Origin of the sequence: Pseudomonas sp. IT-P74 (assembly GCF_949768175.1) — a bacterium.
Taxonomy (GTDB): domain Bacteria; phylum Pseudomonadota; class Gammaproteobacteria; order Pseudomonadales; family Pseudomonadaceae; genus Aquipseudomonas.
Genome location: NZ_CATKQD010000022.1, coordinates 238,508 through 252,402 on the forward strand (window position 1 = coordinate 238,508; position 13,895 = coordinate 252,402).

12 protein-coding genes are annotated in these 13,895 nt (G+C 57.5%); 6 read left to right on the forward strand and 6 right to left on the reverse strand.

Annotated elements, in window-relative coordinates:
• Positions 1-8: 8 nt before the first annotated feature.
• The 4 genes from ACM6J5_RS14965 (at position 9) to ACM6J5_RS14980 (ending at position 2,571) form a co-directional block, all read left to right on the forward strand.
• The gene (locus ACM6J5_RS14965; protein WP_095946056.1) at positions 9-821 is read left to right on the forward strand and encodes an isocitrate lyase/PEP mutase family protein; all 813 of its coding nucleotides are present in this window, start codon (positions 9-11) and stop codon (positions 819-821) included.
• Between the two features lie 4 nt (positions 822-825).
• Entirely contained in the window at positions 826-1,443 is a 618-nt protein-coding gene (locus ACM6J5_RS14970; RefSeq protein WP_095946055.1) for a DNA-3-methyladenine glycosylase family protein, read from the forward strand.
• Positions 1,444-1,632: 189 nt separating this feature from the next.
• On the forward strand, positions 1,633-2,037 hold the full coding sequence (locus ACM6J5_RS14975) for a PaaI family thioesterase (RefSeq protein ID WP_095944161.1): 405 nt from the start codon (positions 1,633-1,635) through the stop codon (positions 2,035-2,037).
• 45 nt (positions 2,038-2,082) lie between these two features.
• A complete protein-coding gene (locus ACM6J5_RS14980; protein WP_414928837.1) occupies positions 2,083-2,571 on the forward strand; it encodes a GFA family protein in 489 nt (162 codons plus the stop codon).
• Between the two features lie 66 nt (positions 2,572-2,637).
• Here ACM6J5_RS14980 and ACM6J5_RS14985 read toward each other — a convergent pair whose 3' ends face one another.
• Complete coding sequence (locus ACM6J5_RS14985; RefSeq protein ID WP_007986374.1) at positions 2,638-3,246, reverse strand: tRNA-(ms[2]io[6]A)-hydroxylase; 609 nt, start codon at positions 3,244-3,246, stop codon at positions 2,638-2,640.
• A 162-nt stretch (positions 3,247-3,408) separates the two neighbouring features.
• Between ACM6J5_RS14985 and ACM6J5_RS14990 the strand changes: the two genes are divergently transcribed.
• The gene (locus tag ACM6J5_RS14990; protein ID WP_095944159.1) at positions 3,409-4,272 is read left to right on the forward strand and encodes a universal stress protein; all 864 of its coding nucleotides are present in this window, start codon (positions 3,409-3,411) and stop codon (positions 4,270-4,272) included.
• Positions 4,273-4,375: 103 nt separating this feature from the next.
• On the opposite strand, the gene ACM6J5_RS14995 is transcribed toward ACM6J5_RS14990, so the two are convergent.
• Positions 4,376-4,846 (reverse strand): DUF1289 domain-containing protein, encoded by a 471-nt coding sequence (locus ACM6J5_RS14995; RefSeq protein WP_007937731.1) that lies wholly within the window; start codon positions 4,844-4,846, stop codon positions 4,376-4,378.
• Between the two features lie 458 nt (positions 4,847-5,304).
• Here ACM6J5_RS14995 and acnB point away from each other — a divergent pair, with 458 nt between their 5' ends.
• Positions 5,305-7,905 carry a bifunctional aconitate hydratase 2/2-methylisocitrate dehydratase gene (gene acnB, locus ACM6J5_RS15000; protein WP_095944158.1) on the forward strand — a complete coding sequence of 867 codons (2,601 nt, stop codon included), beginning with the start codon at positions 5,305-5,307 and terminating at the stop codon, positions 7,903-7,905.
• 137 nt (positions 7,906-8,042) lie between these two features.
• On the opposite strand, the gene ACM6J5_RS15005 is transcribed toward acnB, so the two are convergent.
• The 4 genes from ACM6J5_RS15005 to ACM6J5_RS15020 all read right to left on the reverse strand — a co-directional run bounded on the left by ACM6J5_RS15005 (position 8,043) and on the right by ACM6J5_RS15020 (position 13,552).
• Positions 8,043-8,516 (reverse strand): Lrp/AsnC family transcriptional regulator, encoded by a 474-nt coding sequence (locus ACM6J5_RS15005; protein ID WP_414928838.1) that lies wholly within the window; start codon positions 8,514-8,516, stop codon positions 8,043-8,045.
• Positions 8,517-8,934: 418 nt separating this feature from the next.
• Positions 8,935-11,643, reverse strand: a complete 2,709-nt coding sequence (gene mdeB / locus ACM6J5_RS15010) for an alpha-ketoglutarate dehydrogenase (RefSeq protein WP_414928839.1) — start codon at positions 11,641-11,643, stop codon at positions 8,935-8,937.
• 128 nt (positions 11,644-11,771) lie between these two features.
• Positions 11,772-12,692, reverse strand: coding sequence for a branched-chain amino acid transaminase (locus ACM6J5_RS15015; protein ID WP_414928840.1), 921 nt, complete (start codon positions 12,690-12,692; stop codon positions 11,772-11,774).
• 68 nt (positions 12,693-12,760) lie between these two features.
• Positions 12,761-13,552, reverse strand: coding sequence for an HpcH/HpaI aldolase family protein (locus tag ACM6J5_RS15020; RefSeq protein WP_414928841.1), 792 nt, complete (start codon positions 13,550-13,552; stop codon positions 12,761-12,763).
• Positions 13,553-13,895 lie beyond the last annotated feature (343 nt).

The window sequence follows — 13,895 nt, forward strand, 5'->3', positions numbered from 1 at the left end:
GAAACTCGATGGACAGGCTCGACAATCAACTGCACCACCTGCATCAAGAGGGTTTGCTGATTCTCACCAACGTCGCCGATGCCGCCGGTGCGCGGCTGGTGGAGCAACTGGGCAACAAGGCCGTGGCCACCAGCAGCGCGGCGGTGGCCTGGGTGCATGGTTATCCGGACGGCAACACCCTGCCCCTTGAGCGTCTGGTTTCGACGGTCGAGTCGATTGCCCGGGTCATTTCCGTGCCGCTGACCGTGGACATCGAGGCCGGTTATTCCGATGACCTGGAGCGGGTGGCCCAGGTGGTTGGCGCGGTGATCGCCGCCGGTGCGGTCGGGATCAACATCGAAGACGGTTCCTCACCGCCGGAATTGCTGGTACGCAAGATTGAAGTCGCCCGTCAGGTGGCCGACCGACGCAACGTGAACCTGTTTATCAATGCGCGCACCGATGTCTACCTGCGGGGCCTGGTGCCCGCCGAAGATCGCGTCGCCGAAACCCTCAAGCGCGCCGCACTGTATCAGGCAGCCGGTGCCAATGGCCTGTTTGCCGCCGGCGTTACCGCCGAGTACGAGATCAAGGCGCTGTGCCAGGGCACCTCGCTGCCACTGAATGTGCTGGGGTTCCCGGGCTTGCCGTCGCCCGAAGCGCTTGAAGCACTCGGCGTACGCCGCCTGACCGCGGGTTCAGGCATCGCCGAATTCCTCTACGGCGCCATGGCCGGCATCTCCAAAAGCTTTCTGCAAACCGGCCGGTTCGATACCCACGACCTGAAGGCCTTGACCTATGGCGAAGTGAACGCCCTGTTGAAACCGTCCGGGAATGCCTGAGCCCATGGCTGACGCCTATCAGGTGGCCAGTGCCTTCCTGGCCGCCATCGATGACGACTGGCGCCGCCACATCGACGCCATCGGCCCGTGCCTGCACCAGCCCCATGCGGCCCGTGACCCGTATGAGTCGCTGGTGCGGGCGATTGCCTATCAGCAACTGCACGCCAAGGCCGGCGACGCGATTGTCGGCCGGCTGCTGGCGCTGTTCGGTTCGGCTTCGTTTCCCCGGCCTGAACAGATCGTCGCCACGGATTTCGACCGACTGCGCAGTTGCGGATTTTCCGCGAACAAAATCGCGACCATTCAAGGCATCGCCCAGGCGTCGCTGGACGGCGTGGTGCCGGATTACGCCACGGCGCTGGCCATGGACGATGAAGCGCTGATCGAACGGTTGATCGCGTTGCGCGGCGTGGGTCGCTGGACCGTGGAGATGCTGCTGATCTACAGCCTGGAGCGGCCGGACATTTTGCCAGCCGATGACTTTGGCGTGCGTGACGGTTATCGACGGCTCAAGGGCCTGGAGGTGCAGCCGACGCGCAAGCAGATGATCGAGATCGGGTTGGCGTGGAGCCCTTACCGGACGGTGGCCTCCTGGTATTTGTGGCGGGTGCCCGGGCGGTAGACCGCGTTATCGTTCATCGCAGGCAAGCCAGCTCCCACATTTTGGAACGCGATCCCCTGTGGGAGCGAGCCTGCTCGCGATGAGGCCAGCCCATTCACCACCAACCCACCAGCCCATCACCTTCCCTTATGGACCATGACATCCACCCAAACCCGGCGCATGTTGAACCCTCAAGCGGAGGGATTCGCCATGCTCAACACACTCAAGCACATCAACTCGACATCAGCCTTCAACCGCTGGGCCGGCTTCGAAGTCACCCGCGCCGAAAGCGGCGAAGCCGAGCTCACCATGGCTTTTCGCGAGACCGACATGGCGCAATACGCCGGTTTCCTGCATGCCGGCCTGATTGGCGCGATGCTCGACACCGTCTGCGGTTTTGCCGCCGGCACCGTGGCGGGCAACGTGCTGGCCTCGCACTTTTCAGTCAACTGCCTGGCGCCTGCCATCGGTGAAGTGTTCATCGCCCGGGGCCGGGTGGTGAAAGCCGGCAAGAAACAGGTGTTCGCTCGCGCCGAGTTGTTCGCGCAAAACGGTGATCAACTGAAACTGGTGGCTACCGGCGACGCGATCCTGGTGCCTGTCGAGTCGACCTGACGGTCTAGGCTGTCCTGAGTACGCTCAATCCAGCCGGAGGTTCCCATGCAACTCGAAGGTTCCTGCCATTGCGGCGCGGTGTCGTTCAGCCTGACCAGCGCCCACCCCTACCCTTATCAGCGTTGCTACTGTTCGATCTGCCGCAAGACCCAGGGCGGTGGCGGTTTTGCGATCAACCTCGGTGGCGATGCCGCCAGCCTCAAGGTTCGCGGGCGCAAGCACATCGCGATTTACCATGCGCGACTCAAGGAAGAAGGCGACAAACGCGCCCACAGCAGTACCGCCGAGCGGCATTTCTGCTCGGTTTGTGGCTCGGGATTATGGCTGTTTAGCCCGGAGTGGCCGGAGTTGATCCACCCGTTCGCCTCGGCCATCGACACCCCGCTGCCGGTGCCGCCGGAGCACACGCACCTGATGCTGGGTTCAAAGGCATCATGGGCGGAAGTGGAGGCGCAGCCTGCAGATCTACAGTTCGATCTGTACCCCAAAGAGTCCATCGCGCAATGGCATGAACGGCTGGGTCTGTGTTGCTGATGGCCCCTTCGCGAGCAGGCTCGCTCCCACAGGGAAATACATTCCAATGTGGGAGCGGCGGTGCGTTCAGGCCGCAGCCGGCACACCACTATGAAAACGGAATTCCACATCCGGTGACTCGATCAGTTCCTGCTCGGCGGCGCGGACCTTGTCGATCACCTGGGCGATGTCCTTGGCATCGCCGTACTGGTAAGCCAGTTTCAGGTAACCCTGGAAATGCCGGGCCTCGCTCTTGAGCAGGCCGAAATAGAACTTGCCCAGCTCTTCGTCCAGATGCGGCACCAGGGCTTCGAAACGCTCGCAACTGCGGGCCTCGATGAAGGCCCCCACCACCAGGGTGTCCACCAGTTTCACCGGCTCGTGACTGCGCACCACCTTGCGCAGCCCCGACGCATAGCGCCCGGCGGACAGCTGGCGCAACTCGATCTTGCGCCGTTTCATCAAGCGCATGACCTGTTCGTGGTGCACCAGTTCTTCCCGGGCCAGACGCGACATCATGTTGATCAGATCGACGTGGGAGTGATACTTGGCGATCAGGCTCAACGCAGTGCTCGCGGCCTTGAATTCGCAGTTCTTGTGGTCGATCAGCAGGGTTTCCTGATCGGCCAGCGCGGCCTGGATCCAGCCGTCGGGGGTGCGGCAGCCAAGGAACTCGTGAATTTCGGGAAGGATCATGGGGCTCACGGAAAAATAGGTTCAAAACGAAGGGCGCCGATTATACCGGCCTGCCCGCAGACCACCAGTCGCCAACCGTTGATATGCATCAAGTCCCCGAATCGCAGACAGCAACTATAGTTGTGCAACGCCGTGCTTTTTTATTTTCAGGAGATCCCGCACATGCAAGCCGTTCGCAGCATTCTGGTGGTCATCGAACCTTCACCGGATGAGAGCCTGGCCCTGGCCCGCGCCAAATTGATCGCCTGCAAGACCCAGGCGCACTTGCACCTGTTGGTCTGTGACAAGAAGCATGATCACTCCGAACACCTCAGGGCGCTCAAGGAAGAGCTACTGGAAGTCGGCTACAGCGTCACCACCGAGCAGGCGTGGCGCGACACTCTGCATGACACCATCGTCGATGTGCAGCAGGCCGAGGGATGTGGGCTGGTGGTCAAGCAGCACTTTCCCGACAGCGCGCTGAAAAAGGCCCTGCTGACCCCGGATGACTGGAAACTGCTGCGCAGTTGTCCGGCGCCGGTACTGCTGGTCAAGACCTCCGGCTCCTGGCAAGACAAAGTAATTCTGGCGGCCATCGACGTGGGCAACGCCGACGGCGAGCATCGCCATCTGCACAACACCATCATCGATCATGGCTATGACATCGCCGGCCTGGCCAAGGCCCATCTGCATGTGATCAGCGCCCACCCGTCGCCGATGCTGTCGGCGGCCGACCCGACGTTTCAACTCAGCGAAACCATCCAGGCGCGTTATCGCGAACAGTGCAGGGCGTTCCAGGCGGAGTTCGACATTGACGATGATCACCTGCACATCGAGGAAGGCCCGGCGGACGTGTTGATTCCATTCATGGCGCACAAGCTGCAGGCAGCGGTGACGGTGATCGGCACCGTGGCGCGTAGCGGGTTGTCAGGGGCATTGATCGGCAACACGGCGGAAGTGGTGCTGGATAAGCTGGAGAGCGATGTGCTGGTGCTCAAGCCGCAAGAGATCGAGGATCATCTGGATGAAATTGCCGACAAGCATTGAGATTTTTGCTGTCGGGTCGAACGCCATCGCGAGCAAGCTCGCTCCCACAGGGGATTTGTGAACGACACAGGTCCAGTGTGGGGCGAGCCTGCTCGCGATGCTCTTAGCCGCCAAAGGCGTCTTTCAGGAACCCTGGCGCAATGTAGCGCTGGTAATGGGCTTCGGAGAGCAGGAAAAACTCCCGATCAATGGCATCGCGCAGTTCCGGCAGGTTCCAATCGCGAAACTCCGGCAACAGCACCATCCCGTAGGCTTCCAGGTTGTTGATCACCCGGGCGCCGCGGGCGATCAACTGGTAGGCCCAGCAATATTCCGACTGATGGGGCACGAAGCGGATCTTGCGCTGTTCCAGCTGCATTCTCAGCAGCGCCGGATCGAAAATTTCCACCTTGGCGGCCATCACTTGCGACAGCAACTGCTCAAGACGCAGCCATACCGCGCGTTTTTCTTCCTCGTTGTAACCGTTCCAGTGGATCACTTCGTGGTGGAAACGCTTGCAGCCACGGCACACCAGGTCACCGTAAACAGTGGAGCAGAGGCCGACGCAGGGTGTCTTGATGGTCTGATTGGGCATAGATAGGCATAAACGCGAAAAAGCAGAACAGGCCGGCATGTTAGCCCTTTGTCGGCCATTGATCACCCCTCAAAGTTCAGGGCCCATGGAGAATGGGGCTCCAGTGAGCGCCACCACCAAAGTCCAATAAACACTGACTTACCTTTAATTTTTTTTTGCCGTAGAATCAGCCTGCCTTTTTAGGCGCCAATGTCCGTTAGAAGCTGTTTTCAAAGCGTCACGAGCACAGTCGTTCCTTCAGAGCGGTGTTGGCGAGGGGTTTTTCCAGCGGGGAAAAACCCAACGCCAACCCTCATCAGCTCCCGTTCTGCAGGCGTAAAACTTTGAAAGCAGCTTCTGTAAGGAATTGTCGGTAATTCTGGCTAAGTGGCTCACAACGCCATGCTGCGCATGAGTACGGCAATTTCGGGATGAGCGTCCCGGACACCCATTTGGGACCACTGATGAGGGTAATAACTGTGCTTGAAGCCTACCGCAAACATATCGAAGAGCGCGCAGCACTGGGTATCGTTCCCCAGCCGCTAAACGCCGAACAAACTGCAGGCCTGGTCGAGCTGCTGAAAAATCCCCCGGCTGGCGAAGAAGCATTCCTCGTTGACCTGATCACCAATCGCGTTCCGCCAGGAGTGGACGAAGCAGCCTATGTCAAGGCCGGCTTCCTGTCCGCCATCGCCAAAGGCGAAGCCAAATCCCCTCTGATCGACAAGAAGCGCGCTGTTGAACTGCTCGGCACCATGCAGGGCGGCTACAACATCGTGACTCTGGTTAACCTGCTGGACGACGCCGAACTGGCTCCAGTAGCGGCCGAAGAACTCAAGCACACCCTGCTGATGTTCGACGCCTTCCACGACGTCGCTGAAAAAGCCAAGAACGGTAACGTTCACGCCCAAGGCGTGCTGCAATCCTGGGCTGACGGCGAGTGGTTCGTGAAGCGCCCGACCCTGGCCGACAAGATCAGCCTGCGCGTGTTCAAGGTCACCGGCGAAACCAACACCGACGACCTGTCCCCTGCGCCTGATGCCTGGTCCCGTCCAGACATCCCGCTGCACGCCCTGGCCATGCTGAAAATGGCTCGCGACGGCATCGTGCCTGACGCACAAGGCGTCACCGGTCCGATGAAACAGATCGAAGAAATGCGCAACGCCGGCTTCCCTATCGCCTACGTCGGTGATGTGGTCGGTACCGGTTCTTCGCGTAAATCGGCAACCAACTCCGTACTGTGGTTCTTCGGCGACGACGTTCCTTACGTACCGAACAAGCGTGCCGGCGGTTTCTGCTTCGGCAGCAAGATCGCTCCGATCTTCTACAACACCATGGAAGATGCTGGCGCACTGCCAATCGAATTCGACGTATCCAACATGCACATGGGCGACGTGATCGACCTGTACCCGCATGCTGGCAAAGTCTGCAAGCACGGCACCGACGAAGTCCTGACCACCTTCGAAATGAAGACCCCGGTCCTGTTGGACGAAGTTCGCGCCGGCGGCCGTATTCCGCTGATCATCGGCCGTGGCCTGACCGAGAAGGCTCGCACCGAGCTGGGTCTGCCACCTTCGACCCTGTTCAAGAAGCCTGAAGCACCGGCTGAAAGCACCAAGGGTTTCACCCTGGCGCAGAAAATGGTCGGCAAGGCTTGCGGCGTGACCGGCGTTCGTCCGGGCACCTACTGCGAACCGAAGATGACCACCGTCGGCTCCCAGGACACCACCGGTCCGATGACCCGTGACGAACTGAAAGACCTGGCGTGCCTGGGCTTCTCGACCGATCTGGTGATGCAGTCCTTCTGCCACACCGCGGCTTATCCAAAGCCGATCGACGTGACCACCCACCACACCCTGCCTGACTTCATCATGACCCGCGGCGGCGTTTCCCTGCGTCCGGGCGACGGCATCATCCACTCGTGGCTGAACCGCATGCTGCTGCCGGACACCGTCGGTACCGGTGGTGACTCCCACACCCGTTTCCCGATCGGCATCTCGTTCCCGGCCGGTTCCGGTCTGGTCGCGTTCGCCGCAGCCACCGGCGTCATGCCGCTGGACATGCCTGAGTCGATCCTGGTTCGCTTCAAAGGCGAACTGCAGCCAGGCGTCACCCTGCGTGACCTGGTTCACGCCATTCCTTACTACGCGATCCAGGCTGGCCTGCTGACCGTAGAGAAGAAAGGCAAGAAGAACGCCTTCTCCGGTCGCATCCTGGAGATCGAAGGTCTGCCTAAGCTGACCGTCGAGCAAGCGTTCGAACTGTCTGACGCCTCGGCTGAACGTTCGGCTGCCGGTTGCACCATCCAGCTGTCCAAAGAGTCGATTGCCGAATACCTGCAGTCCAACATCACCCTGCTGCGCTGGATGATCGGCGAAGGCTACGGCGATGCACGTACTCTGGAACGTCGCGCTCAAGCGATGGAAGCCTGGCTGGCCAACCCTGAGTTGCTGCAAGCGGACAAGGACGCTGAATACGCCGAAGTCATCGAGATCGACCTGGCCGACATCAAGGAACCTGTGCTCTGCGCGCCGAACGACCCGGACGACGCTCGCCTGCTCTCCAGCGTTGCTGGCGAGAAGATCGACGAAGTGTTCATCGGTTCGTGCATGACCAACATCGGTCACTTCCGCGCTGCCGGTAAACTGCTGGAACAGGTCAAGGGTCAGCTGCCAACCCGTCTGTGGCTGTCGCCGCCGACCAAGATGGACGCTCACCAGCTGACCGAAGAAGGCTACTACGGCATCTACGGCAAGGCCGGCGCGCGCATGGAAATGCCGGGCTGCTCGCTGTGCATGGGTAACCAGGCACGTGTAGAGCCGAACTCGACCGTTGTGTCGACTTCGACCCGTAACTTCCCGAACCGTCTGGGTGACGGCGCGAACGTCTACCTGGCTTCGGCCGAGCTGGCGTCCGTGGCTTCCATCCTGGGTCGCCTGCCGACCGTCGAGGAGTACATGGAATACGCTGGCAAGATCGACAGCATGGCGGCCGATGTCTACCGCTACCTGTCCTTCGACCAGATCGCCGAGTTCCGTGAAGCTGCTGCGAACGCCAACATCCCGGTCGTTCAAGCCTAACGTTGCAACGCAATGAAAAACGCCGCCCATCGTGAGATGAGCGGCGTTTTTTTATGCCTTCAATTTGAACACTATCCCCGTGGGAGCGAGCTTGCTCCGGGCGGCGTTCCGACGATAGCGCTCTGTTTGCTACATCCTTATCGACTGACCATCAAGTTTACTGGCGCCTTGACTTCTTTTACGACAAAGGACGTGCACACGTCTTTGACACCTGGGAAACCGTTTATATTTTTTCTGGCGAACTCACTGAACTCAGCCAGATCGGTCGCCAGGATCGTTAACTGGTAATCGTAGACCCCAGAAATACAGTGACAGCCGATCACCTGTTCGAAGGCAGTAATCGACTCCTCGAATGCTTTCATATGGTCAGTATCTTTTTGATCCAGCGCCACCTGGACAAAGGCAGTGATAGCGTAGCCAAGCATTTCGGTATTGATACTGGCGTGGTAACCACGCACCAGACCGAGCTCTTCGAGCCTTTTGACCCGTCGCCAACAAGGAGATGCGCTCAGTGACACCAACTCAGCAAGTTCTGCACTCGAAAGCCTGGCATCCCGCTGTAGCGCCGCCAATATTCGGCGATCCGTAGCATCGATCTTTACCTTTGGCATAACCACTTCACCCCCAAAAAACACAAAACATACACACCATATATTATCTATAGTCAAGGGGATTTTAGTATAATTAAGTTGCAAGAAAGTCGTAGTATCTTCTGCTTGCCTATTCGATACTTGAAGCACACTGATAATAGGCTGCTTGTGGTGAAAATCGACACTGGTGTCAACGCTCACAGGATCGCACAATAAAAATCAACATAAGCAATAATAGCGGCGAATTAACCAGTACTTTATCTAAGTTAGCCTTGGACAAATCCAAACGAAACACCTTCAGTTTGGTCAGTAGCATTGTAACGCAGTGATGACGAGACTCTTTCATGCCCACCCCAAAAGCTCTCACACTTTCGATTAATGCATCCCTGACACTACCGGCGACATACCGTAGCACCAGCCCTCACTTAACAAACTCGAATCAACATTCCCAAGGGGCTGTTTCGTTAAACTTGATGTCGTACTTTTCAATGGCACGAGAGCAGACATCGGCACTGAGTTTTCCTTCATGCACCAAACCCCATAGCGCACTCAGCACGATCTGATGACGGTCTATTTCAAAAAACTTGCGCAGAACTGTGCGCGTATCGCTGCGACCAAAGCCGTCCGTACCCAGGACAACATAGTGATCTTCAACATAGGAGCCAATCAGTTGCGGTAGCGCGCGCACATAATCGGTCGCGGCAATGATTGGACTCCCCTTCGGCAAGCACTCACTGACGTGGCTCGTTTTCTGTTCGCCTTCAGGATGATGTCGGTTCCAACGCTCTACACCTCTGGCGTCCCTCGCAACTTCTGTGAAACTGGTGACACTCCACACCTGAGAGCCGACCTCCCAATCTGCGCTCAGGAGTTCTGCCGCAGCCATCACTTCGCGCAAGACAGTGCCTGATCCGAGCAGCCGCACTCTGTTCAATCCCGCTCCGCACGCGTGTTCGCAGAAGAGGTACATACCTTTGATGATGCCTTGCTCGACATCAGCAGGAAGATTGGGCTGGGCGTAGTTTTCGTTCATCAGGGTGACGTAGTAAAACTCGTCAACCTGTTTCTCCAGCATCTGGCGCATGCCATGATCAAGAATTACCGCAAACTCACCCGCGAATGCCGGGTCGTACGCTCTGCAGTTTGGTACCAGAGCAGCCATCAAATGGCTGCTGCCATCTTGATGCTGCAGACCTTCCCCTCCCAGGGTTGTACGGCCTGCTGTGGCGCCAAGCAGAAAGCCTCTGGCCCTTTGGTCAGCCGCCGCCCAAATAAGATCACCTACTCGCTGAAATCCGAACATTGAGTAATAGATGTAGAACGGCAGCATGGGCAGGCCATGGGTGGCGTAGCTGGTCGCCGCCGCCACCCAGGAGCTGATGGCACTGGCCTCGCTGATGCCCTCTTCAAGTATTTGTCCATCCAGCGCCTCTCGGTAGCTCAGGATGGAGCCGATGTCCTCTGGCTCATAATGCTGGCCGACACTGGAATAGATACCAATTTGCCTGAACAGATTCGCCATCCCGAACGTCCGGGCCTCGTCAGCCACGATGGGAACTACCCGTCGCCCCAGGAGAGGATCTTTCAGCAAGTTGCCGAGCATCCTCACAAACGCCATCGTGGTAGACATTTCCTTGCCTTGCGCGTGAGTGGCAAAGCTTCCATACACCTCCAGCCCCGGCACGGCGACCACAGGGACATCCGTTTGCCGACCGGGCGTGAACCCCCCAAGGCTTTGGCGACGCTCAAGCAGATAGCGCATTTCACGACTATCAGCGCCAGGTTTGTAGAAAGAGAGCGTCTCAACCTGCTCATCGGTCAGGGGCAGATTGAATCGATTTCTAAAGCCGATAAGCGCTTCACGATCCAGCTTCTTCTGCTGATGAGTCGTCATTCTTCCCTGGCCGGCTTCACCCATCCCGTAACCTTTTTTGGTCTGGGCAAGAATGACCGTAGGCTGCCCCTTATGAACAGCCGCCGCTTGGTAGGCGGCGTAGATCTTCACCATATCGTGGCCGCCTCGTTTCAGCCGATCGATCTGTTCGTCTGTGAGACCTTGGGCAAGCTTTGCCAATGCTTCGTTTTGACCAAAGAAATGGTCCCTGTTGTAGCGCCCGTCTTTCGCGGCAAACGTCTGGAACTGCCCATCAACGGTTTGCGAAAGGGCGCGCACCAGACTTCCATCCGTATCGCGGGCGAAAAGCCCGTCCCAATCAGACCCCCAAACCAGTTTTATGACATTCCAGCCTGCCCCGACAAACAGTGCTTCCAACTCGTCGATGATTCGCCCGTTGCCTCGCACCGGCCCGTCTAATCGCTGCAGATTGCAATTGACGACCCAGATCAGATTATCCAGCCCCTCCCTTGCGGCCAAAGTAAGGGCAGACATGCTTTCCGGCTCATCCATCTCACCGTCACCGAAAACGCCCCACACTTTTCGCTCAGAGGTGTTTAGCAGGTCACGGTTGTGAAGGTAGCGCATGAAACGGGCCTGGAAGATCGAACTGATTGGGCCGATACCCATCGACCCTGTCGGAAATTGCCAGAAGTCCGGCATTAACCAAGGGTGTGGATAGCTGGACAAACCCTGCACCCCTTGCCCGGCCGCGGTGATTTCCTGCCGGTAGTGCACGAGGTTCGTTTCTTCCAATCGCCCCTCAAGGAAGGCGCGCGCATAAACACCTGGAGCCGAGTGAGGTTGATAGAAGACCAGGTCGCCTCCAAAAGACTCGCTCCTTGCTCTGAAAAAATGGTTAAAACCGACCTCGAACAAATCCGCCGCACTCGCGTAACTGGCGATGTGCCCCCCCAAATCACCATAGGCCTGGTTGGCACGCACGACCATCGCGAGCGCATTCCACCGAATGATCGATGAGAGACGTTCCTCGATTGCCAGATCGCCCGGGAATGCGGGCTGCTTTGCTACGGAGATAGTGTTGATGTAGGGCGTAACCAACGAAGGTTTCCAACCGATGTTGGGATCGCGAACAAGACTGACCAGTTCATCGATGATGTGGCGAGCCCTCTCGGGGCCGCTATTGGCAATCAATGAAAGGAGTGCATCACGCCATTCTGCGGACTCTTGCGTGTCGTTTTCATCGGCGCAGAACTCGGGATTTTCAGGAGTACCGTGCAGGGACCTGTCCATGCTTGCTTCACCTCACACCAAGAATTCCAGCCACTGCCAGGAACGTTTAAAAATTCCTTTGAGCGTTGATGTTCATTATTGGTTATCCACCTGGATACACAATTTTTATACAATCGGTGAGTCGACTATCAAACCCAGGTCAACCAATGGGCGTACCTTTCATTCGTGCCATGCACCGCAGAAAAGTAGACCTCTTGAAGTTGCTGAGTGATCGGGCCTCGCGAGCCGGTACCGAGGGTCCGACCATCGAGTTCACGAATGGGTGTAACTTCAGCCGCAGTGCCTGTAAAGAAGGCCTCGTCACAGCAGTACAATTCATCGCGTGTAATACGCTTCTCTCTAATTTCGAAGCCCAGGTCTCGAGCAATAACCATCACCGAATCACGGGTGATGCCATCCAGGCAAGAGGCCAGGTCGGGCGTATAAATAACGCCATCTCGAACCATGAAAACATTCTCGCCCGCGCCTTCACTGACATAACCTTCAGTGTCCAGCAGTAGCGCTTCATCAAAGCCGAGCGAAGTCACCTCTCGATTAGCCAGGATGGAGTTGATGTAATAGCCACACGCTTTGGCACGCACCATGGATACGTTAACGTGATGGCGGGTAAACGATGACGTTTTTACCCGAATCCCCTTTTCCATGCCCTCTTCCCCCAGGTAAGAGCCCATGGGCCATGCTGCTGTCGCGACATGAATGGTGTTGTTTTTTGCCGCGATACTCAGAAAGTCTGAACCGATCCAAACCAAAGGCCGCAGATAACATGACCGGTAGTTATTTGCCCGGATGACGTCCATGCACGAGTGACGAATAGTTTCTTCATCAAACGGAATATCCAACTGAAAGATCTTCGCCGAATTGAACAGTCGACGAATATGCTCTTTCAGGCGAAAGACTGCAGGTCCGCGCGTGGTTTCATAGGCACGCATGCCCTCGAACACCCCCATGCCGTAATGAAGTGTGTGAGTCAAAATATGGGTATTGGCTTCACGCCACTCAACTAACTCTCCGTCTTTCCAGATTTTCCCGTCACGGTCTGACATCGACATTTACAACCTCCAGTCTAAATAATAAAAATCGCGCTATTCATCGAAACTTTTCGATGATCAGGCGGGTATTATTTTTTTGGATCAAGTGCGTCCAAGGCGTCCATCGCGCCCTTGGTCAGCCACCCAACATCAGAGTGCAGCGCGATGAAGGTCACACCTTTCTCCCGGTATTGGCGTGCCTCTTCCACCGACGTTGCAAAGATGCCTACGGCCTTGGAGTGCATGCGCGCCCCCATCAACACCTTCTCGACTGCGGCCTTGACCTTGTCATGCCTGGTTTGCCCCAGTAGCCCCATGCTTGCCGACAAATCCGCCGTGCCGATGAACAGACAGTCGACACCCTCGACTTGAGCGATAGCGTCGACGTTCGCCACCCCTTCCACTGACTCAATCAGGACAATGGCGCACGCCTGGTTGTTTGCGGATTTGACATAGTGGCTGTCCATTCCATACGCCCCCGCCCTGACCATTCCAGCGACGCCTCTGACACCCCCTTCATCGTGTAGCGGGAATAACATCGATGCCACGGCGGCTCGCGCGTCAGCCGCACTGTTGACGTTCGGGAAGACGATGGTCTGCGCCCCACAATCCATAGCGCGCTTGACCAGAGATGGATCGTTGGCGGTGACTCGCACGGCACCGGCCGCTCTTGCCCCTTTAAAGGCGGCCGCGTCAATGGCTCTCAGTTGAGCCGCAAGATCCTGGGTATCGCTGGGGCCGTGCTCAGCGTCAATGACCACCCAATCAAAACCGCAATGGGCAATCAGTTCGGCGACGGCTGGGCTTGCGAGCGTCAGCCAGCAACCTACGGTCGGTGTAGCGCTTTTTAAACGCTGCTTGATTGGATTTACGAGGTGCACGGCAGGCCTCCTGACATCGTGATGCGGCGCTAACGGATGGTTCATGTTAGGCAGATGTCAGGGGTATTTTTTGCGCATTTTCGTTATCAGGAACGATGTGTAGCAGAACATTCATTCCGTTTTTTTCGTTGCCTCAAAATCTTCATGCTGATATCAAAAGATGTTGGTGAGATGTACGCCGACTGGATCGTCCGCTGATACGCGCCAAGAGGCTTTCAATTCCCCGACACGCCCAATGAGTTCAATTGAACGTTGTATTGGCCATAAAAAAACGCCGCTCCTGGTCGCAAGAGCGGCGTTTTTTTTATGGGAGGAACCCGGCTCGCGAAAGCCTGTTCACCCC

Bases quoted from the DNA above. Each gene is read 5' to 3' on its own strand.
- ACM6J5_RS14965 (WP_095946056.1), top strand. From the start codon at position 9: ATGGACAGGCTCGACAATCAACTGCACCACCTGCATCAAGAGGGTTTG.
- ACM6J5_RS14970 (WP_095946055.1), top strand. From the start codon at position 826: ATGGCTGACGCCTATCAGGTGGCCAGTGCCTTCCTGGCCGCCATCGAT.
- ACM6J5_RS14975 (WP_095944161.1), top strand. From the start codon at position 1,633: ATGCTCAACACACTCAAGCACATCAACTCGACATCAGCCTTCAACCGC.
- ACM6J5_RS14980 (WP_414928837.1), top strand. From the start codon at position 2,083: ATGCAACTCGAAGGTTCCTGCCATTGCGGCGCGGTGTCGTTCAGCCTG.
- ACM6J5_RS14985 (WP_007986374.1), bottom strand. From the start codon at position 3,246: ATGATCCTTCCCGAAATTCACGAGTTCCTTGGCTGCCGCACCCCCGAC.
- ACM6J5_RS14990 (WP_095944159.1), top strand. From the start codon at position 3,409: ATGCAAGCCGTTCGCAGCATTCTGGTGGTCATCGAACCTTCACCGGAT.
- ACM6J5_RS14995 (WP_007937731.1), bottom strand. From the start codon at position 4,846: ATGCCCAATCAGACCATCAAGACACCCTGCGTCGGCCTCTGCTCCACT.
- ACM6J5_RS15005 (WP_414928838.1), bottom strand. From the start codon at position 8,516: ATGCCAAAGGTAAAGATCGATGCTACGGATCGCCGAATATTGGCGGCG.
- mdeB (WP_414928839.1), bottom strand. From the start codon at position 11,643: ATGGACAGGTCCCTGCACGGTACTCCTGAAAATCCCGAGTTCTGCGCC.
- ACM6J5_RS15015 (WP_414928840.1), bottom strand. From the start codon at position 12,692: ATGTCGATGTCAGACCGTGACGGGAAAATCTGGAAAGACGGAGAGTTA.